General features: G+C 55.9%; 17 protein-coding genes and 1 riboswitch. Of the genes, 6 read left to right on the forward strand and 11 right to left on the reverse strand.

From position 1 onward, the window contains the following. Positions 1–360: 360 nt before the first annotated feature. On the reverse strand, positions 361–1,224 hold the full coding sequence (gene murI, locus H5P17_RS13980) for a glutamate racemase (RefSeq protein ID WP_182823517.1): 864 nt from the start codon (positions 1,222–1,224) through the stop codon (positions 361–363). After that, entirely contained in the window at positions 1,169–3,040 is a 1,872-nt protein-coding gene (btuB, locus tag H5P17_RS13985) for a TonB-dependent vitamin B12 receptor BtuB (RefSeq protein ID WP_182823519.1), read from the reverse strand. Before btuB ends, murI begins: the two co-directional genes overlap by 56 nt. 67 nt (positions 3,041–3,107) lie before the next feature. After that, a riboswitch (cobalamin riboswitch) is annotated at positions 3,108–3,321 on the reverse strand. A 120-nt stretch (positions 3,322–3,441) separates the two neighbouring features. On the opposite strand from btuB, the gene trmA reads away from it, so the two are divergent. After that, on the forward strand, positions 3,442–4,545 hold the full coding sequence (trmA, locus tag H5P17_RS13990; RefSeq protein ID WP_182823521.1) for a tRNA (uridine(54)-C5)-methyltransferase TrmA: 1,104 nt from the start codon (positions 3,442–3,444) through the stop codon (positions 4,543–4,545). 43 nt (positions 4,546–4,588) lie between these two features. Here trmA and H5P17_RS13995 read toward each other — a convergent pair whose 3' ends face one another. After that, positions 4,589–4,957 (reverse strand): YijD family membrane protein, encoded by a 369-nt coding sequence (locus tag H5P17_RS13995; protein ID WP_020837513.1) that lies wholly within the window; start codon positions 4,955–4,957, stop codon positions 4,589–4,591. Positions 4,958–4,969: 12 nt separating this feature from the next. Then, entirely contained in the window at positions 4,970–5,602 is a 633-nt protein-coding gene (gene fabR / locus H5P17_RS14000) for an HTH-type transcriptional repressor FabR (protein ID WP_020837514.1), read from the reverse strand. Positions 5,603–5,817: 215 nt separating this feature from the next. On the opposite strand from fabR, the gene sthA reads away from it, so the two are divergent. Next, positions 5,818–7,215: a Si-specific NAD(P)(+) transhydrogenase gene (sthA, locus tag H5P17_RS14005; protein ID WP_020837515.1), complete on the forward strand. Its 1,398-nt coding sequence runs from the start codon at positions 5,818–5,820 to the stop codon at positions 7,213–7,215. Here the strand turns inward: sthA and oxyR are convergent. Then, positions 7,198–8,115 carry a DNA-binding transcriptional regulator OxyR gene (oxyR, locus tag H5P17_RS14010; RefSeq protein WP_020837516.1) on the reverse strand — a complete coding sequence of 306 codons (918 nt, stop codon included), beginning with the start codon at positions 8,113–8,115 and terminating at the stop codon, positions 7,198–7,200. The genes sthA and oxyR overlap by 18 nt on opposite strands. A 151-nt stretch (positions 8,116–8,266) precedes the next feature. Between oxyR and H5P17_RS14015 the strand changes: the two genes are divergently transcribed. Both H5P17_RS14015 and H5P17_RS14020 read left to right on the forward strand, forming a co-directional pair. Beyond that, positions 8,267–8,998 (forward strand): glutathione peroxidase, encoded by a 732-nt coding sequence (locus H5P17_RS14015; protein ID WP_182823529.1) that lies wholly within the window; start codon positions 8,267–8,269, stop codon positions 8,996–8,998. A 77-nt stretch (positions 8,999–9,075) separates the two neighbouring features. Beyond that, a complete protein-coding gene (locus tag H5P17_RS14020) occupies positions 9,076–10,524 on the forward strand; it encodes a dihydrolipoyl dehydrogenase (protein ID WP_182823531.1) in 1,449 nt (482 codons plus the stop codon). Between the two features lie 61 nt (positions 10,525–10,585). Here the strand turns inward: H5P17_RS14020 and H5P17_RS14025 are convergent, their stop codons facing one another. The 5 genes from H5P17_RS14025 to argC form a co-directional block, all read right to left on the reverse strand. After that, on the reverse strand, positions 10,586–10,861 hold the full coding sequence (locus H5P17_RS14025) for a hypothetical protein (RefSeq protein WP_182823533.1): 276 nt from the start codon (positions 10,859–10,861) through the stop codon (positions 10,586–10,588). A gap of 116 nt (positions 10,862–10,977) precedes the next feature. Further along, positions 10,978–12,351 (reverse strand): argininosuccinate lyase, encoded by a 1,374-nt coding sequence (gene argH / locus H5P17_RS14030; RefSeq protein ID WP_182823535.1) that lies wholly within the window; start codon positions 12,349–12,351, stop codon positions 10,978–10,980. A gap of 78 nt (positions 12,352–12,429) precedes the next feature. Beyond that, positions 12,430–13,650 (reverse strand): argininosuccinate synthase, encoded by a 1,221-nt coding sequence (locus tag H5P17_RS14035; protein ID WP_044554930.1) that lies wholly within the window; start codon positions 13,648–13,650, stop codon positions 12,430–12,432. 25 nt (positions 13,651–13,675) lie between these two features. Then, the gene (argB, locus tag H5P17_RS14040; protein WP_020837527.1) at positions 13,676–14,449 is read right to left on the reverse strand and encodes an acetylglutamate kinase; all 774 of its coding nucleotides are present in this window, start codon (positions 14,447–14,449) and stop codon (positions 13,676–13,678) included. A 29-nt stretch (positions 14,450–14,478) separates the two neighbouring features. Further along, the gene (gene argC / locus H5P17_RS14045) at positions 14,479–15,483 is read right to left on the reverse strand and encodes an N-acetyl-gamma-glutamyl-phosphate reductase (protein WP_044554928.1); all 1,005 of its coding nucleotides are present in this window, start codon (positions 15,481–15,483) and stop codon (positions 14,479–14,481) included. Positions 15,484–15,699: 216 nt separating this feature from the next. Here argC and argE point away from each other — a divergent pair, with 216 nt between their 5' ends. Further along, the gene (argE, locus tag H5P17_RS14050; RefSeq protein WP_182823537.1) at positions 15,700–16,845 is read left to right on the forward strand and encodes an acetylornithine deacetylase; all 1,146 of its coding nucleotides are present in this window, start codon (positions 15,700–15,702) and stop codon (positions 16,843–16,845) included. Positions 16,846–17,104: 259 nt separating this feature from the next. After that, complete coding sequence (gene ppc, locus H5P17_RS14055; protein WP_046374890.1) at positions 17,105–19,741, forward strand: phosphoenolpyruvate carboxylase; 2,637 nt, start codon at positions 17,105–17,107, stop codon at positions 19,739–19,741. A 167-nt stretch (positions 19,742–19,908) separates the two neighbouring features. Here the strand turns inward: ppc and metF are convergent, their stop codons facing one another. Beyond that, entirely contained in the window at positions 19,909–20,802 is an 894-nt protein-coding gene (gene metF / locus H5P17_RS14060) for a methylenetetrahydrofolate reductase (protein ID WP_044554925.1), read from the reverse strand. Between the last annotated feature and the right edge of the window lie 68 nt (positions 20,803–20,870).

Genomic DNA, 20,870 nt, shown 5'->3' on the forward strand with positions numbered 1-20,870 from the left:
TGACTTATTGCTTGGTCACTCTTCAAGACTTGATATTTTTTTGAACCCGAAGGTTCTGGATATCGTCTTGTGGAGTGCCCACACAGATTGTCTGATAAATTGTTAAAGAGCGTTCGTTACTAAGATATTTCTCGGTAACGCGGGAGGTGCATATTACGCTTTCCCGCTGAAGAGTCAAGCTTTTTTCTTATTAAGAAACGGTGTTTTCACCGGCTTGATTCTTCCTGGCTGGGCGACTGGCTCTCGTTAGAGGAGTCGTTGTTCCCGGTCAGTGGAGGCGCATTATAGGGAGTTCTCAGAAGGCCGCAACCCCTAATTTCAATATTTTTTCCGACCGTTGAACATTTAACCAAAACAGCCTTAAAGAGGCAGTTTTTTCAACGATTTAAAGCCATATCCCTGCAGAACGGGCAATAAAGCGTCAGTATCTTCATTTAACGCCATGCAATACGCCAGATTCTCTTCCTGCGTCGACACCAGATTTTCCTGCGTCGAAATCAGCCATGCGGTACGACGGGCAATCGCCGCGCCGGAATCGATCAGTCGGGTTCCCTCAGGCAACACCTGCATCAGCTCTTCTGCTAATAAAGGGAAATGGGTGCAACCGAGTACCACGGTATCCGGTGGCTCGCGCATGCTCAGCCATGGATGGAGAATTTTCTTCAGCGCCGGCAGCGGTACGGCTTCGCCATGCAGCTTGGCTTCAGCCAGTTCCACCAGCTCAGAGGAGCCAAGCAGCTCGATCTTGCAATCGGTAGCGAAACGGGCGATCAGCTCATGGGTATAAGTACGCTGTACGGTACCGCGGGTAGCCAGCAGGCCCACCACACCATTGGCGGTCAGGCGGGCTGCGGGCTTGATGGCAGGCACCACGCCGACAACCGGGAAGGTAAAGCGTTCGCGCAGGGCCGGCAGGGAGACCGTACTGGCCGTGTTACAAGCGATGATGACTATCGCCAGAGGATGCCGGTGCTGCACCGCGCTGACAATCTCCAGCACGCGCTCAACAATAAACTCTTCGGATTTCTCGCCGTAGGGAAACGCCACATTATCGAAGGCGTATATATAGTGGAGGTCCGGCAGCAATTGCCGAACCTCTTGGTACACCGATAACCCGCCGACGCCGGAATCAAATACCAGCACCGTCGGACGGGCCGTAGCAGGGGTGTTAGAAGGTATAGCTTCCAGTGAGGTAGTATTCTCTTCCTGGAGTAGCGTAGCCATAAGCCGTCTCATAATCTTTATCAAACAGGTTGGCGATTCTACCACGAACTGTCAGATGAGATGTGACCGGATACGAAACTGCGAGATCCCACAGGCTGACACCGCCGAGTTTGACGCTTTGCTCTGGATAGGTGCTGTAGTCTTTATCATAACGCTCACCCAGGTATTGATAGGTGACCGCCCAGTCAAAATCATAGACCTGCCAATCCAGCTCATACTTCACCTGCTGTTTGGCACGACGCAACAGCACTTCGTTGGTTTTGGCATTGCGCGGATCGACATAGTCGTAACCAATGTGATGGGTTAACGGCCCCGTGTCGAATGAAGCCGTTGCTTCAATACCTTTAATAGTGGCTTTGCCAACATTGTAATAAACGTAGTTGGTCTCGCCGGTGGAATCAATCAGGTTATCAATGTCGTTGCGGTATCCGGACACGCGCCAGGTTACCGGCCCGGTCAAACCTTCAAAGCCCCCTTCCCACTGCTTGCTTTCTTCCGGCTTCAGATCGGTATTATTGCCGAAGTTGCCATACAGCTGACCCATATTAGGGGCTTTGAATGCCGTGCCGTAGGAAGCGATGAAACGGTACCCTTCAATGAACTCCCAGCCCGCGCTGGTTTGCCAGGTGCCATGCCAACCGAATTCTGAGTGATCGTCGCCGCGAACCGCCCCTTCCAGGGTGACCGGCCCGACCAACTGCTGCGCAGTAAGATAAACACCGGCGTTGCGCTGCGTTTTCTCACCGTTAACCGTGGTGGAGTCTGGCTTGATTTGCTGATGTTGCCAGTCAATCCCTGAGCTGACCGTACCCTGACCCACCTGAAGGGTATTTCCCCATTGCAGGTTGTACTGCTCGGAGTCAACCAGGCTGGCTGAGCTGTCATGCATGCCGCGACGTGGATCGTAATCATAATCCTTGCTGTGGCTGTAGCTGCCAATCAACTGCGTTGCGTAGATACCTTCCTTATAACGCAGGCCGGTATCCCAGGTCTGGCTATACAGCTTACGGGTATCAACCAGCGCGCTGGTTGGCGAAGAGTAATAAGCGTCGTAAGCCGTGCGGTTGTCATAACCGTAACCACGAACAAAACCGCTGATAGCCTCGTTGAACTGATGATCAACAGCGCCGTACAACGACTTGCTCATAAAGCCGTCGCGATCCTGCTGGCTTTGCATGCCGGTACTGCCGTAGGCCACCACATCATAGCCTTTGGTATAGGTGTAGTTACCGGCGACCGTGGCAACCGTGCTGTCGCCCAGCTGTTGCTGAGTAGACGCGTCATAGGCCTGGTAGCCGTTAGACCCCACACCGGCGGAAAGCGTAGTGCCGTTCTTTTCGCGGGTGGTAATAATGTTAACCACGCCGCCAATGGCATCGGAGCCATAAACGGCCGAACGTGGGCCACGAATATATTCAACTTTCTGCACCAGCGAGATCGGGATCTGGCTGAGATCGGAAGAGCCGCTGATACCGGCCTGATTAAGACGAATACCGTCAATCAGTACCAGCACGTGGCTGGAATTGGTGCCGCGAATGAACAGCGAGCTTTTTTGCCCCAGACCACCGTTTTGCCCCACGTCTACGCCCGGCAGGCGGCGCATCACGTCGGTCAGGCTTTTTGCCTGCCAGCGGTCGATTTCATCACGGGTGACGACGGACGTGGGTGCCAGCACGGAAGAAACCGGCTGTGGGAAGCGGTTGGCGGAAACCACCAGATTATCGCTGTTATTGGCTGTGGTGTTGTCTTGCGCCCATCCAGAAAAAGCCGTGACGGAGGAAACCACCGCCAGCAGCGTATTTTTTGTAATTGTCATGAAAAAGCATCCAAACTTAATTGGCGGATGCCGCAGGATCATGGCCGGTATTTCGCGACGGCCACGGACATTGCGACGTAACACCGGCAGGTCTTCGGGCTTGGGAGTTGCAGGCGGCCTCTTGGCTACCCGCACCGGGCGATGACTTCCCGTCCTGCAATGGACAGTGTCTGCGTAAAACGCTATCGCCGTGACTTCCCCTTACCGCTGCGCGTCAGCTCCGGATTCACACCGGATTCCCTTTTCACTCGCTGCTTGAGGCCGGACGACAATGCTACGATCAATGTAAATAGATGTCTAGACTGCTATCAATGTTACAAATAATAAACAAGACAAAACTGGACTTCACGGACTGATTCCCTACAATCCCCGCTGATCAAATTTGCCTGACGAGAAGAAACATGACGCCCGAGAATTTGCCTATTGAACGTTACGATGACCAACTGGCGGAAAAAACTGCCCGGCTGAAGACGCTGATGTCACCGTTCACGGCACCCGAGCCGGAAGTGTTCCGCTCGCAAGTCGAACACTACCGCATGCGCGCCGAATTCCGCATCTGGCATGATGAAGACGAGATGTACCACATCATGTTTGACCAGCAGACCAAGCAACGCATCCGCGTCGAGCAGTTTCCTGCCGCCAGCGAATTGATTAACCGCCTGATGAGCGCACTGATCGCCGCCATCAAGCCGGATCCTATTTTGCGCCGCAAGCTGTTCCAGATTGATTACCTGTCTACGCGCAGCGGCAAAATCATCGCCTCGCTGCTGTATCACCGTAAGCTGGACGACGAATGGCAGCGGCAGGCAGAAAAGCTGCGGGATGATCTCCGTGCCCAGGGCTTTGACCTGCAGTTGATTGGTCGCGCGTCGAAGATGAAAATCATGCTGGATCAGGATTATGTAGACGAAGTCCTGCCGGTCGCCGGCCGCGACATGATTTACCGTCAGGTGGAAAACAGCTTTACCCAGCCGAATGCGGCGATGAACATACAGATGCTGGAATGGGCGCTGGACGTGACCGCCGGCTCTAAAGGCGATCTGCTGGAGCTGTATTGCGGCAACGGCAACTTCTCCCTGGCGCTGGCGCGTAACTTCGAGCGGGTGCTGGCCACAGAAATAGCCAAGCCTTCCGTTGCTGCGGCGCAATACAATATTGCCGCCAATCATATCGACAACGTACAGATTATCCGTATGGCGGCGGAAGACTTTACCCAGGCGATGAACGGAGTACGAGAGTTTAATCGTTTGAAGGGTATCGATCTGAGCAGCTATAACTGCGAAACCATTTTCGTCGATCCGCCGCGCAGCGGGCTGGATGATGAAACGGTAAAAATGGTGCAGGCCTATCCGCGCATTTTGTATATCTCATGCAACCCGGAAACGCTGTGCGCCAATCTGGAGACGTTGCAGGAAACGCATCAAATCAGCCGTCTGGCATTGTTCGATCAGTTCCCGTACACCCATCATATGGAATGCGGCGTACTGTTGGAAAAACGCGTTTAATCCCACAGGGGCGCTACGCTTGCTGCGCCCCTGCTTTTGCCCTTTACGCCGGGGTATTCTCATCCAGCGCCTTGCGCGCTTTCAGCTTCATACCAATCCAGAACACCAGCGCCACGGAAATAATCGCCGGCAGGAAGTTAGAGCCGATCTGCGGGTATTCGGCACGCACTATCGCACTGTACAGCAGCACCCCCAGCAGGAAAGTCGCCGCCGCCAGCTTAGGTATGCCATCCGGCATTGCGCGGTGCAGATAACGTTGATGCAGGCAATACACCGCCAACACCAAGGCAATAATCGGGAAAATCGAAAACGGCACCACCGAGCTGAACAGCGCGGCGAACGAACCGTTGATTGAAAGGCCGGCAATCAACGCCAGCAGTAAGGTGCCATTCTCACGGCCTGGTTTTTCCATCGTTTTCTACCTTTATACGTGGGATACAGAAGTTTTTTCTTGTTCGCGGCGATACCAATAATAAGCGCCTTTGGAAATCATCCGCAGTTGCAACACTAACCGCTCTTCGAGCCGACGCCGCTGATCGATGTCGATATCCAGCGCTTCAGCACCGGCGCTAAAGACAATGGTGACCATCGCTTCCGCCTGCGCTTCGGTGAAACTGCGCGGCATGTGGTTTTCCAGCTCGAGGTAATCCGCCAGTTCGGCGATAAAATGTTGGATCTCACGCGCCACCGCCGCACGAAAGGCCGCCGAGGTCCCGGAACGTTCACGCAACAGCAGGCGGAAGGCGTTGGGATTATTGCCGATAAACTCCATAAAGGTGGAGACCGAGGTGCGGATCACGCTGCCCCCCTTGGCGATACGCTGCCGCGCCTGCCGCATCAGTTGACGCAGCATCAGGCCGCTCTCATCAACCATGGTTAACCCCAGCTCGTCCACATCACGGAAGTGGCGATAAAATGACGTCGGCGCGATACCCGCTTCGCGCGAGACCTCGCGCAGGCTCAGACTGGCAAAGCTGCGTTCGGCGCTCAGTTGGCTGAAGGCCGCTTCGATGAGGGAACGACGAGTCCGTTCTTTTTGTTGTGCTCTGACGCCCATATGCATATCCAGATAAGATCCATTTTGTCAGTCTAACGCCGTAGACCCGGCAATATAGCAAATTTTATTGCAACAGCATTTATACAAACGCGCCCTGTCACAGTTTCAGCCTGCACCATTTGTGCTTTGCCTCAAAAAGCCTAATGGTGATTGGGCACTCAGCGCTATGATGTTAAGATACCGTTGTAATTTTGTATAAGACAGGTCTCTCCCCTATGCAACAGCACTATCAATTTGATGCCATAGTCATTGGCTCGGGCCCAGGTGGTGAAGGTGCCGCTATGGGGTTGGTGAAACAGGGCGCCCGCGTGGCCGTGATAGAACGGTACAATAACGTAGGCGGTGGATGTACCCATTGGGGCACCATCCCATCCAAAGCCCTCCGCCACGCCGTTAGCCGCATTATCGAATTCAACCAAAACCCGCTTTATAACAATTCACGCACGCTCAGCGCGACATTCCCTGATATTTTACGCCACGCCGATAACGTCATTAATCAGCAAACCCGGATGCGTCAGGGATTCTATGAGCGCAACCAGTGCAAGCTGTTTGCCGGTGATGCGCGCTTTATCGACGCCAACACCGTCAGCGTCAGCTATATGGACGGCACCCAGGACACCATCCGCGCCGATCATATCGTTATTGCCTGCGGCTCACGCCCGTACAACCCGTCGAGCGTCGATTTTAACCATCCGCGTATTTATAACAGTGATTCCATTCTCGAACTGAACCACGAACCGCGCCACGTCATCATTTATGGTGCCGGGGTGATCGGTTGTGAATATGCATCTATCTTCCGCGGTTTGAACGTGAAGGTGGATCTGATCAACACCCGCGATCGTCTGCTGGCGTTCCTCGACCAGGAAATGTCGGACTCGCTGTCCTATCACTTCTGGAACAACGGCGTGGTGATCCGCCACAACGAAGAGTTCGAGAAGATCGAAGGCACCGAAGACGGCGTGATTGTTCACCTGAAATCCGGCAAGAAAGTGAAGGCCGATTGCCTGCTGTACGCCAACGGCCGCACCGGTAATACCGATTCGCTGGGGCTGGAGAACGTCGGCCTGGAGTCAGACAGCCGTGGCTTGCTGAAAGTGAACAGCATGTACCAGACCGCGCTGCCGCACATTTATGCCGTGGGTGACGTGATTGGCTACCCGAGTCTGGCATCTGCTGCCTACGATCAGGGCCGCATTGCCGCGCAGGCGATTTCCTCCGGCGAAGCCAGTGGGCACCTGATTGAAGACATCCCGACCGGTATCTACACCATTCCGGAAATCAGCTCCGTCGGTAAAACCGAGCAGGAATTGACGGCGATGAAAGTGCCGTATGAAGTGGGTCGCGCACAGTTCAAGCATCTGGCCCGCGCGCAGATTGCCGGCATGAACGTCGGCAGCCTGAAGATCCTGTTCCATCGCGACACCCTGCAGATCCTCGGGATCCACTGCTTCGGCGAGCGTGCGGCAGAGATCATCCACATCGGGCAGGCGATCATGGAACAGAAAGGTGAAGGCAATACTATCGAATATTTCGTTAATACGACCTTCAACTATCCGACCATGGCCGAAGCCTACCGGGTGGCAGCGCTGAACGGCTTAAACCGCCTGTTTTAACGTGGTGCCCATGTAGCTTTGCATGTGCTCGCGGATCGCCTCGGCCAATTGCTCATAACGACTGCGCAATGGGGAGCCGGGGCGGTACACCAGCGCAATGGTGCGCTTGGGTTCAGGTTTGAAGCAGTCCAGGTAACACACGCCGTCGCGCTCACGCTGCGGCGGTACCGCCAGTGACGGCAACAACGTAATCCCACTGCCCGCCGCGACCATATTACGCAGCGTTTCCAGGCTGGTCGCCCGGAAGTGGGTATCTTCGTCAGCCCCGGCCTGGAAACAAAAGCCCATCGCCTGATCGCGCAGACAGTGGCCATCTTCCAGCATCAACAACTTTTCCCCGGCCAGATCCGGCATCGCCACGCGGTCACGCTGCGACCATGGGTGATCGGAATACACCGCCAACTTCATCGGTTCGTCAAACAGCGGCACTTCAATAAAGGCTTCCGTTTCCTTCACCAGCGCCAGAATGGCGCAGTCCAGTTTACCGCTGTCGAGCTGCGCCAACAGCTGTTGGGTTTGCGCTTCATGCAGGTACATTTCCAGTTTGGGAAAGGTTTTGTGCAGCGTAGGAATGATCTGCGGCAGCAAATAAGGCCCGACGGTGGGGATCAGGCCGATATGCAGCGGCCCGGACATGGCTTCACCTTGCTGGCTGGCCATCTCTTTCAGAACTTTGACTTCGCGCAGCACGGTACGCGCCTGTTCCACCAGCAACAGGCCCGCCTGGGTGAATAACACCTTGCGGCTGGTGCGTTCGAGCAACATCACACCCAGCTCGTCTTCCAGCTTACGGATCTGCCCACTCAGCGTGGGTTGGCTAACATGGCAAGAATCAGCGGCACGGCGGAAATGCCGGTGCTCGGCCAAAGCGACCAGGTACTCTAAATCACGAATATTCATTGTTTCCCTCCAGACCACGATAGCTCATGGCGATAGATAAGATAGCAATGAGCGATTAGATCTATCAAGCCCCGACGTCAATAATGTCACCCAACGAAGCGATACCGCGCTAACAGCTAAAAATTATTTTTCCTAATTAAGGGGTTAATTCATGTTTACCAGTCAAGAAGGCAAAAAAGTTCCTCAGGTTACCTTCCACACCCGTCAGGGCGACCAATGGATTGACGTCACCACTGATGACCTGTTCAAAGATAAAACCGTCATCGTGTTTTCACTGCCGGGCGCGTTTACCCCAACCTGTTCTTCCAGCCACCTGCCGCGCTACAACGAACTGTCCAGCGTATTCAAACAGCACGGCGTTGACAGCATTCTGTGCGTTTCAGTGAACGACACCTTCGTCATGAACGCCTGGAAGGCCGATCAGCACGCAGAGAACATCACCTTCATTCCGGACGGCAACGGCGAGTTCACCAAAGGCATGGACATGCTGGTCGAGAAAGCGGATCTGGGCTTTGGCCCGCGCTCATGGCGTTATTCCATGCTGGTGCGCAATGGCGTGGTGGAAAAAATGTTCGTCGAACCTAACAAGCCGGGCGACCCGTTTGAAGTGTCTGACGCCGACACCATGCTGAAATACCTGGCCCCGGAATTCAAAGTGCAGGAGTCGGTTTCCCTGTTCACCAAACCGGGCTGCCCGTTCTGTGCCAAAGCCAAACAAATGCTGCAGGAACGTGGCATCCAGTATGAAGAGATCGTACTGGGTCAGGACGCCACCACCGTCAGCCTGCGCGCCATCACCGGTCGCGCGACCGTACCGCAGGTGTTTATCGGCGGTCGTCATATCGGCGGTAGCGATGACCTGGAAACTTTCCTGTCAGCCTGATTTATAAGTAATAACAAAGCCAACGTGAACTTTTGGCGGGCTCCGGCCCGCCCTTTTTTTAGCTTTCAGGAGCGGATATGAAACAGTTGAATGTTGACGTCGCGGTCATCGGCGGCGGCACCGCCGGTCTGGGCGCCTATCGCGCCGCCAAGCTTGCCACCCCGAGCGTGGTGATGATCGAGGGCGGAGCTTATGGCACCACCTGTGCCCGCGTTGGCTGCATGCCATCAAAATTGCTGATTGCCGCCGCCGAGGCGGTGCATCAAATCGAGCGGGCACCGGGTTTTGGCGTGTATCCCGCCGGTAAAACCACCATTAACGGCCGTGAAGTCATGGACCGCGTTAAACGCGAGCGCGACCGTTTCGTCGGCTTTGTACTGGAAGGCGTCGACGAGATCCCGGCCACCGACAAAATTCAGGGTTACGCCCGCTTCATCGACGACAATACTCTGCAGGTGGACGATCACACTCGCATTGTGGCGCAACGTATCGTTATCGCCACCGGTTCCCGCCCAAGCTGGCCGGCAGCGTGGAATGCGTTGGGCGACCGATTGATCGTCAATGATGACGTGTTCAACTGGACTGATTTGCCAGACTCGGTGGCCGTGTTCGGGCCCGGCGTAATTGGCCTGGAACTGGGGCAGGCGCTGCATCGCCTCGGCGTCGAAACCAAGGTATTTGGCGTTGGTGGTGCCGTCGGGCCGCTAACCGACAGTACGGTACGCAATTATGCCGCCAAGGCGTTGGGCGAAGAGTTCTATCTTGATGCCGATGTGAAAGTGGACATGATGCAGCGCGAAGGCGACAAGGTCTTTATCCGCTATCAGGGTCTGAACGGCTTACCGCAGGAGATCATGGTGGATTACGTCCTGGCTGCTACCGGTCGTCGGCCGAACGTCGATAATCTGGGCCTTGAGAATACCCGCCTGACGCTCGATGCCAGAGGCGTGCCTCAGGCCGATCGCCTGACGATGCAAACCAGCGTACCGCATATCTTTATCGCCGGTGATGCCAGCAACCAGCTGCCGCTGTTGCACGAAGCCAGCGATCAGGCACGCATTGCCGGAACCAACGCCGGGAGCTTCCCGGAAGTCACTCCAGGCCTGCGGCGCAGCGCGATTTCGGTGGTGTTTTCCGATCCGCAGATCGCCATGGTCGGCTCCACCTTCCGTGAGCTGAATGAAAAATTCAGCGCCTGCGGCTGTTTCGAAATCGGTGAGGTGTCATTCGAAAATCAGGGCCGTTCACGGGTCATGCTGCGTAATAAAGGCATTCTGCACGTCTACGGCGAGCAAGGCACCGGGCGTTTCCTTGGTGCAGAAATGATAGGGCCGGACGTCGAGCATATCGCTCATCTATTGGCGTGGGCGCACCAGCAGAAAATGACCGTCAACCAGATGCTGGACATGCCGTTCTATCACCCGGTGATCGAGGAAGGCCTGCGTACCGCATTGCGCGATCTGCAGTCAAAACTCAAACTGGGCGAGGCCGAGGCAGAGCGCTGCCAACGCTGTCCGGGCGAGTAGCACTTCCAAAAACAAAGGGCGCAGTTCTGCATATGAACTTCGCCCTTTATACATGTCAGAATCAAACGGACTCAGCGTTTAACTCTTTCCATCCATCGACTTCACTATCATTCGCCTTTAATTCCTGCAAAGTAACACTGAAGAAATATCGACGAGGATTCCCGCACATCCAGCAACTGCAATCAGGTGCTGTAGTAACTAATTTACCTGCTCTACGGGCAATTCCCTGCGCCGTAAATGACTCCGGATAAATTATTCCGCCGTAGTAATCTTTACGATTACTTTTTAGACGATAATAGTGATGACGACGTAATCCACGCTTTCTGTTTTTGTACATTGATTTCTCCATATCCGGCAGAGACTTTGTTTGCCTCTGCCTTGCGTATGTAGAAATCAGTAAAAACAGGCACTAACTGTAAATAATGCATAAACATCCTTGTTATTTACTTTGAGTTAAGCCAAACGCTGTTTCGCCGCGACGATCGCGCTAGCGACCTGCTGAGGAGAAACGCCCCCCTTCGCGGAACGTTTATCCAAGCATGATTGAAGTGCCAGAATCGGGTATACGTCGTCACCAATCACCGCGCTGAATTTCTGCAAATCAGTCAACGGCAAGGCTTCCAGCGCTTTCCCCTGGCGGATCGCCTCTACGACTGCTTCACCGACGATATGGTGCGCCTCACGGAATGGCACGCCTTTGGCGACCAGATAATCCGCCAGTTCGGTCGAGTTGGCGTAGCCCTGCTCCGCCGCTTCCTTACAACGCGGACGTTTCACCTGAATGCCATCCAGCACCAGCGCCGCCATCTGCAGACAGTCCATCCAGGTGTCCAACGCATCGAACAGCCCTTCCTTGTCTTCCTGCATATCTTTGTTGTACGCCAGCGGCAGGCCTTTCAGCGTCATCATCATGCCCGTCAGTGCGCCCTGCACACGGCCGCATTTACCGCGGATCAGCTCCAGCGCATCCGGGTTTTTCTTCTGCGGCATCAGCGAGGAGCCGGAAGTCACGCGGTCGGACAAATCGACAAAGGCCGCTTCGCCGCTGTTGAAGAAGATCAGGTCTTCGGCAAAGCGCGACAGATGCACCATGCTGATGGAGGCGTTCGACAACAGTTCCAGCACGTGGTCACGATCGGAAACGCTGTCCAGGCTGTTACGGGTTGCCGAAGCAAAGCCCAGCCAACCGGCCAGTTGCTCACGGTCGATCGGGTACGCGGTACCGGCCAGTGCGCCGCTGCCAAGCGGGCTGACGTCCAGGCGTTGCAGCGTATCCTGCAGACGGCTTTCATCACGCGCCAGCATTTCGACATAGGCCAGACACCAGTGGGCAAAGGTCACCGGCTGCGCACGCTGCAGGTGGGTATAGCCCGGCATGACCGCATCCTGGTTGGCTTCAGCGGTTTCCACCAGCGCCTGTTGCAGTTGCACGATGGCCTGATGCAGCTCACCAATTTGTTGTTTGCACCACAATTTCAGATCGGTCGCGACCTGATCGTTACGGCTACGGCCGGTGTGCAGTTTTTTACCCAGATCGCCGACCTTGTCGATCAGCTTTTGCTCCACCCAGCTGTGAATATCTTCCGCATCGCTGCTGACAATCGCCTGTGGATCGGCCTGCACCTCTTCCAACAGCACGCTCAGCGCCTGTTCCAGCTGTTGCTGCTCGGTCGCCGTCAATACGTTGACGGTCACCAGCGCTTTCGACCAGGCCACTGACCCTACGATGTCCTGTTCTGCCAGGCGATAATCGAAGCGCAGAGAATCATTTAACTGCTTGAACCGCTGATCTGCCGCCTGACTGAACCGTCCGCCCCAAAGTGCCATACCTTACTCCTGAATTTTATGCGAATAAGGGCGCAGCACGCTGCGCCCTTACCAAGTCACGCCGAATAATCAATAAAGTTACTTGTTCTTTTTCTCGTTCAGCGCACGAATGCGTGAAGAGAGCGAGAACAGGCGGATAAAGCCACCGGCATGGCTGTGATCGTAAACTTCGTCTTCGCCAAAGGTGGCGAACTCTTCAGAGTACAGGCTGTTGGCAGATTTCTTCTGAATTGCCGTGACCTGGCCTTTGTATAGCTGCAAAACCACTTCGCCGTTCACTTCTTCGGCCAGTGCCTCAGCAGAGGCTTGCAGTGAACGACGCAGCGGTGCGAACCAACGGCCATCGTACACGACGTAAGCCATTTCCAGGCCCAACTGCTCACGCCATTTGAAGCTGTCGCGATCCAGAACCAACTGCTCAACGCCACGCAGTGCCGCCACCATAATGGTACCGCCCGGGGTTTCGTAGCAACCGCGGGATTTGATGCCCACCAAACGGTTTTCCACGATATCGATACGGCCTACGCCATGTTTGGCGCCCAGCACGTTCAGGGTTTCCAGGCATTTGTACGGGCTCAACGCTTCGCCGTTTACCGCCACTACACGGCCTTTCTCGACGGTGACAGTCACCTGCTCTGGCTGATCCGGAGCTTCCTGCGGATCGACGGTCCAGACCCAGCAGTCTTTATTCGGTGCATTCCACGGGCTTTCCAGCACGCCGCCTTCGGTAGAGATATGCCAGGCGTTTTCGTCACGGCTGTAGATTTTTTCCAGCGACGCCGTGGTCGGGATGTTGCGCTCTTTCAGGTAGTCCAGCAGCGCTTCACGGGAACGCAGGTTCCACTCGCGCCAAGGGGCTACCACTTTCAAATGCGGCGCCAGTGCGGTATAGGTGGTCTCGAAACGCACCTGATCGTTACCTTTACCGGTTGCGCCGTGGCACAACGCGTCTGCACCGACCTTCAACGCCAGCTCAACCTGCGCCTTGGCGATGATCGGGCGGGCCATTGAGGTCCCCAGCAGGTAGCTGCCTTCATACAGGGCGCCGGTTTGCAGCACGGGGTAAACATAATCACGGATGAATTCTTCACGCAGATCAACCACGTGACACTCAGAGGCACCGGATTGCAGGGCTTTTTGCTCCACGCCTTCCAGATCGCTGCGCTCCTGGCCGATATCTGCCACGAACGCCACCACTTCGCAGCCGCCGTAGTTTTCTTTCAGCCAGGGAATGATGGCCGAAGTATCCAGGCCGCCAGAGTACGCCAGAACGATTTTTTTGATGCCTTGGTTTTGCATGGTCTTTTCCTTTTTAATTCTAAATTTAAGCGAGGATCCGGGTGCCAATCGACACGCCGTTAAACAGTGCAGGAAGCTGATCGGCATGGCGCCAACTGGCGATATCTACCGGGCGACCGAGGGTGCGGGCTGCATCGAGTGCCGCATTCACCTTCACCACCATACCATCAGTGATGATGCCCTGGGCAATCAGTTGTTCCGCTTTTTGCGCCGTCATTTCTGCAATGCGCTGCCCTTTTCCGTCAAGGATGCCACTGACATCCGACAGCAGGATCAAGTCCGCACCCAGCGTGGCGGCCAACGCGGTCGCCGCCTGATCGGCGTTTACATTCATTAACTTCCCATCGGCGGTAATCCCGATAGAGCTGATCACCGGCAGATAGCCGGCACCCAGCAGGGTATTGAGCAACGCCGGTGACCCCGGCTGCGCGTTGCCTACGTGGCCAAGCGCCGGATCGAGCGGAGTGACGGTGACGCTGCCGCCGTCCGCCAGGCTCAGGCCTACGGCATTAATCTGGTGTTTGATTGCCCATGCCAGCAAGGTTTTGTTGGCAGTCCCGGCCAGGGCACCGGTGATAATGTCGATCTGATCGGCCGGGGTGACCCGCAGCCCATTTTTCTTCACCACCGGCAGGGAAAGCTGCTTCATCAGTTCGTCCACCACACAACCGCCGCCGTGAACGATAACCAGTGGGCGCTGATGCTGCTGGCGGTAGCTGTCCAACGCGGTAAACAAACGCTCCAGCGCTTCTTCACTGTCTAATAACACGCCACCTAACTTGATAATTAACGGGTTCATCGCTGTTTACATCCCACGCTGGTGATTTATTAAAGTAATGACTGGGTTTCCGGGAACCCAAAACGGATATTCAGGCATTGCACCGCCTGAGCGGCTGCGCCTTTCAACAGGTTGTCTTCCACCGCAACGGCAATCAGGTGTTCGCCCTGCACGGCAAAGCCGATGTCGCAAAACGGCAACCCAACCACTGACTTCAGCGCCGGCACGCCTTTGTCGTACAGCCGCACCAGCGGTTTGTCGTCATAGGCGGCGTGATAAACGGCGGCCACGTCCTGCGCGGTCACGCCGGCTTTAAGGCGACAGGTGATGGTTTCGAGAATACCACGCGGGAAGTTACCCAAATGTGGCGTAAAAATGACCGGCGCCCCCAGATGCGCGACGATTTCCGGATGATGACGGTGGTTGAAAATTCCGTACGGCTGCAGGCTCACCTCACAGAAGCTGGTGGTGACGCTGGCCTTGCGACCCGCACCGCTAACGCCGCTGGTGGCGTTGATGACCGGCCACTGGTCGAGGTTCAACAAACCTTGGTCGATCAGCGGTTTCAGTGCCAGCTGCGCTGCCGTCGGGTAACAGCCCGGCACGGCGATCAGTTGCGCCTGCTTGATTTTGTCGCTCTGCCACTCCGCCAGGCCATACACCGCCTGCTCCAGCAGGTCGGCATGCTGATGTTCAAAACCGTAGTACTGGCTGTAGAAAGCGGCGTCTTTTACGCGGAATGCGCCGGAAAGATCGAACACCACGCAACCAGCGGCTAGGAAAGCCGGCGCGATATCGTGGCTGACTTCATGCGCCGTGGCCAAAAACACCACGTCGATACCTTCAGCCGCTTTCGCAACGTCAACCAGTGGTTGCAACGGCAGATCGACGATGCCTTTTAACTGAGGATGCAAATCGGAAAGCAATTTTCCTGCATCTGCACTTTGCGCTGAAACCGCTAAAGCGGTTATGTTCATGTGTGGGTGACGATTAAGGTACGCCGTGAGCTCCGCTCCGGCATAACCGCTGGCACCGACAATCAGCGTATTCAACATGGGGCCTTTCACCTTCTTGACTTGCGTTTGGTCGTATTCGACTCAGGTTTCCAGGCTCACCAGCGTTGTTTCGCCGTTCACCCACGAGGTCGAGCGTTGATGTTTTTATAATCATCCGGGAATCGGGTTCCCTTACGCTCCAGCTTACTGTATTTTTATTCACAATAACTGCATGAATATTGATACCAACCTAACCAAAGGCTGTCAACAGTGAAGATGAAATTACCTCCATTTATTGAGCTGTACCGGGCGTTGATCGCCACTCCGTCGATCAGCGCCACCGATGGTGCCCTCGATCAGAGTAATGAAGCGTTAATCAACTTGCTGGCCGGCTGGTTTGCCGATTTGGGCTTCCGTGTCGACGTGCAGCCGGTGCCGGACAGCCGCAACAAATTCAACCTGCTGGCAAGCATTGGCGAAGGCAGCGGCGGCTTGCTGCTGGCGGGCCACACCGATACCGTGCCTTATGATGAAGGTCGCTGGACGCGCGATCCTTTTACCCTGACCGAGCACGACAACAAGCTTTACGGACTGGGTACCGCCGACATGAAGGGCTTTTTTGCCTTTATTCTGGATGCGGTGCGTGACATCGATGCCAGCCAATTAACTAAACCGTTGTACATTCTGGCCACCGCAGATGAAGAGACAACGATGGCCGGTGCACGTTACTTCGCCGCCTCGACCAGCATCCGCCCTGACTTCGCAATTATCGGCGAGCCGACCTCGTTGCAGCCGGTGCGTGCGCACAAAGGCCATATGGCCAACGCCATTCGCATCGTCGGTCAATCAGGCCATTCAAGCGACCCGGCGCGCGGTGTAAACGCCATCGATCTGATGCATGACACCATCGGCCGTTTGATGGAGCTGCGTAAAACGCTGCAGGAGCGCTACAACAACCCGGCGTTCGCCGTGCCCTATCCCACCATGAACTTCGGCCATATCAGCGGCGGCGATGCCGCTAACCGCATTTGCGCCTGCTGTGAACTGCATCTGGATATCCGTCCGCTGCCGGGCATGACGCTCGATAACATCAACGAACTGATGCACCAAACGCTGGAACCCATCAGCCAGCGCTGGCCGGGCCGCCTGAGTATTGAGGAACTGCATGCCTCGGTACCGGGCTACGAGTGTCCGACCGATCACCAGATGGTGGCGGTGATTGAGAAGCTGCTGGGTACCCGCACGCAGGTGGTCAACTACTGCACCGAGGCGCCGTTCGTCCAGCAGGTCTGTCCGACCCTGGTGCTGGGTCCCGGCTCTATCGACCAGGCGCATCAGCCGGATGAATACATCGATACCGGCTTTATCGAACCCACGCGCGAACTGTTGGGCCAGTTGGTCAATCATTTCTGTCGTCAATAAACCTGATACAAAGTAGGGGTTATGATTTATCCTTTCCCCTACCTATAAATACGTATTAAACCAATGAAATAAGCCAGACTGATAACCGGCGTGCCGTAATTAAATTTCAGAAAATGCGCCGATTTTGATGTTTTTTTGCTAAAAATAGTGTCAATTGACCATTGGACAGGAACGTGGCGAGATGAAACAGGCGCTCTTCGCCTGACACGTGAAATTTACTTACAAGATAAAAATCATACAGAATTGGGTCAGGGGTTATATGAACGAACAATATTCGGCAATGCGAAGTAATGTCAGTATGCTCGGCAAATTGCTCGGCGATACCATCAAAGAAGCGCTGGGCGAGCATATTCTCGATCGCGTTGAAACTATCCGTAAGCTTTCCAAATCTTCACGTGCAGGCAATGAAGCGCACCGTCAGGAACTGCTTTCCACCTTGCAAAACCTGTCCAACGACGAGTTGCTGCCGGTCGCGCGCGCCTTCAGTCAGTTTCTCAATCTGACCAATACCGCCGAGCAATACCACAGTATTTCACCCAATGGTGAAGCCGCCAGTAACCCGGAAGCGCTGGCCCAGCTGTTCACCCGGCTGAAAGACAAAAAGCTCAGCACCAAAGAGCTGCAAAATGCGGTGTCTCAACTTTCTATCGAGCTGGTGCTGACTGCACACCCGACGGAAATCACCCGCCGCACCCTGATCCACAAACTGGTAGAGGTGAACACCTGCCTCAGCCAGCTCGACCATAACGATTTGGCCGACTACGAGCGCAACAAGATCATGCGTCGCCTGCGCCAGTTGGTGGCTCAATCGTGGCATACCGACGAGATCCGTAAACACCGCCCGTCCCCGGTTGACGAAGCCAAGTGGGGCTTTGCGGTGGTGGAAAACAGCCTGTGGGAAGGGGTGCCGGCCTTCCTGCGCGAATTCAACGAACAGCTGGAAAACTCAATCGATTACAGCCTGCCGGCGGAAGCGGTGCCGGTGCGTTTCACGTCCTGGATGGGCGGTGACCGTGACGGCAACCCGAACGTCACGGCCGAAATCACCCGCCACGTGCTGCTGCTGAGCCGCTGGAAAGCCTGCGATCTGTTCACCCGCGATATTCAGGTGCTGGTGTCCGAATTGTCGATGACCGAATGTACTCCGGAACTGCGTGCACGAGCCGGTGGCGATGAGGTGCAGGAGCCGTACCGCGAAATCATGAAGCAGCTGCGCAGCCAGCTGATGAGCTCTCAGGCTTATCTGGAAGGCCGCCTGAAAGGCGAGCGCGTGCTGAAGCCGCACGACCTGCTGGTGAATAACGAACAGCTGTGGGAACCGCTGTTCGCCTGTTACCAGTCATTGCAGGCCTGCGGCATGAGCATCATCGCCAACGGTCAATTGCTCGATACCCTGCGCCGCGTGCGCTGCTTTGGTGTGCCGCTGGTACGCATCGACGTTCGCCAGGAAAGCACGCGCCACACCGAAGCCATCGCTGAATTGACCCGCTATCTGGGCCTCGGCGACTACGAAAGCTGGTCAGAAGCCGACAAGCAGGCGTTTCTGATCCGCGAACTGAATTCCAAACGCCCGCTGGTGCCGCTGAAGTGGGAACCAAGCGCCGACACCCAGGAAGTGCTGGAAACCTGCCGGGTGATCGCCGAGGCGCCGGAAGGCTCAATTGCCGCCTACGTGATCTCCATGGCGCGCACCCCTTCCGACGTGCTGGCGGTCCATCTGCTGCTGAAAGAAGCCGGTTGCCCGTTCCCGCTGCCGGTCGCGCCGCTGTTCGAAACCCTCGACGACCTGAATAACGCCGACGACGTGATGACCCAGTTGCTGAATATTGACTGGTACCGCGGCTTTATCCAGGGCAAACAGATGGTGATGATCGGCTATTCCGACTCGGCGAAAGACGCCGGGGTGATGGCCGCCTCCTGGGCGCAATACCGCGCTCAAGACGCACTGATCAAAACCTGTGAAAAGGCCGGCGTAGCGCTGACCCTGTTCCACGGCCGTGGCGGTTCGATTGGCCGCGGCGGCGCGCCGGCGCATGCTGCGCTGCTGTCGCAACCGCCGGGCAGCCTGAAAGGCGGTCTGCGCGTGACCGAGCAGGGCGAGATGATCCGCTTCAAATTCGGTCTGCCGGAAGTCACCATCAGCAGCCTGGCGCTGTATGCCGGTGCCATCCTGGAAGCCAACCTGCTGCCGCCGCCAGAGCCGAAAAAAGAGTGGCGTACGCTGATGGACGAACTGTCAGACACCTCATGCAAAATGTACCGCGGCTACGTGCGCGAAAACCCGGATTTCGTGCCTTATTTCCGCGCCGCAACGCCGGAACTGGAACTGGGCAAACTGCCGCTGGGTTCCCGCCCTGCCAAGCGTAAGCCAAACGGCGGCGTAGAGAGCCTGCGCGCCATACCCTGGATCTTCGCCTGGACGCAAAACCGCCTGATGCTGCCCGCCTGGCTGGGCGCCGGTGCCGGTCTGCAGGAAGCGGTGAAGGCCGGCAAGCAGGATCAGCTGGAAGCCATGTGCCGCGACTGGCCGTTCTTCTCCACCCGTATTGCGATGCTGGAAATGGTGTTCGCCAAGGCCGACCTGTGGCTGGCGGAATATTACGATCAACGTTTGGTGGACAAATCACTGTGGCCACTGGGCCAGCAGCTGCGCGACCAATTGGAAAGCGACATCAAGGTGGTGCTGACCATCGCCAATGACGCGCACCTGATGGAAGACCTGCCGTGGATCGCCGAATCCATTGCGCTGCGTAACGTGTACACCGACCCGTTGAACGTACTGCAGGCGGAGTTGCTGCACCGTTCGCGCCAGCAGGAGCATCCGGACGCCCGCGTTGAGCAGGCGCTGATGGTCACCATTGCCGGCGTTGCCGCCGGGATGCGCAACACAGGCTAGGTTAAGCGCCAAAGTACGGCTCCTGCTTGCAGGGGCCGTTTTTTTATCCCTCGCTGACGGATGCCCCATCTCAACAGGTTGCCCAGCAGCGGTATTGGAAGAAATTGCGCCCAACAAAAAGGGCGCTGCATTGACCCAGCGCCCTTCCCGATGATGAATAGAGTTAATTAGGCCGCGACCGGACGCACACCCAGCGTATGGCAAATGGCGTAGCTCATCTCGGCGCGGTTGAGCGTATAGAAATGGAAATCCTTTACCCCTTCGCGGCTGAGGATCTTCACCATATCCATCGCGATATTGGCACCGACCATTTTGCGGGTTTCCGCATCGTCATCCAGCCCTTCAAACATACTGGTCATCCAGCTCGGTACGCGTACGTTGGTCATGGTGGCGAAACGCTGCAGCTGCTTGAAGTTGGACACCGGCAAAATGCCCGGAACGATTTCCACATCAATGCCGGTAGCGACGCAACGATCGCGAAAGCGCAGGTAACTTTCCACATCGAAAAAGAACTGGGTAATCGCCCGGTTGGCACCGGCATCGATTTTACGCTTCAGGTTAATCAGGTCCGCCTGCGGGCTTTTCGCTTCCGGATGCACTTCAGGATAAGCGGCAACCGAGATATCGAAATCACCAACATCTTTCAGCAGCGTCACCAAATCGGTGGCGTACATATCCGGCTTGCCGCTGCCCGGTGGCAGGTCGCCACGCAGCGCCACAATATGACGGATGCCACTGTTCCAGTAATCGGTCGCGATTTCACGCAACTGAGCCGGGCTCGCATCGATGCAGGTCAGGTGTGGGGCCGCATCCAGACCGGTACGGTCCTTGATCCCTTTGATGATGCTGTGGGTGCGATCGCGCTCGCCGGAGTTTGCGCCATAGGTCACAGAGACAAATTTAGGTTTCAGGCTGCTCAGACGATCAATGGACTGCCACAGGGTGTCTTCCATCTCGCTGGTACGCGGCGGGAAGAATTCAAATGATACGTTAATCTGGCCATTTAACTCCGCCAGACTCTGATTCAGCGCTTCCCGCTGGTTTGCGTGGAAAAAACTCATACCCTGTCCGCCTCTTGTCGATCGCTGTTCTGCTTGTTTTGATAAGCGTCTATACGTTTAGACGTCTA

Origin of the sequence: Serratia sp. OS31 (assembly GCF_014164835.1) — a bacterium.
Taxonomy (GTDB): Bacteria; Pseudomonadota; Gammaproteobacteria; order Enterobacterales; family Enterobacteriaceae; genus Serratia; species Serratia liquefaciens_A.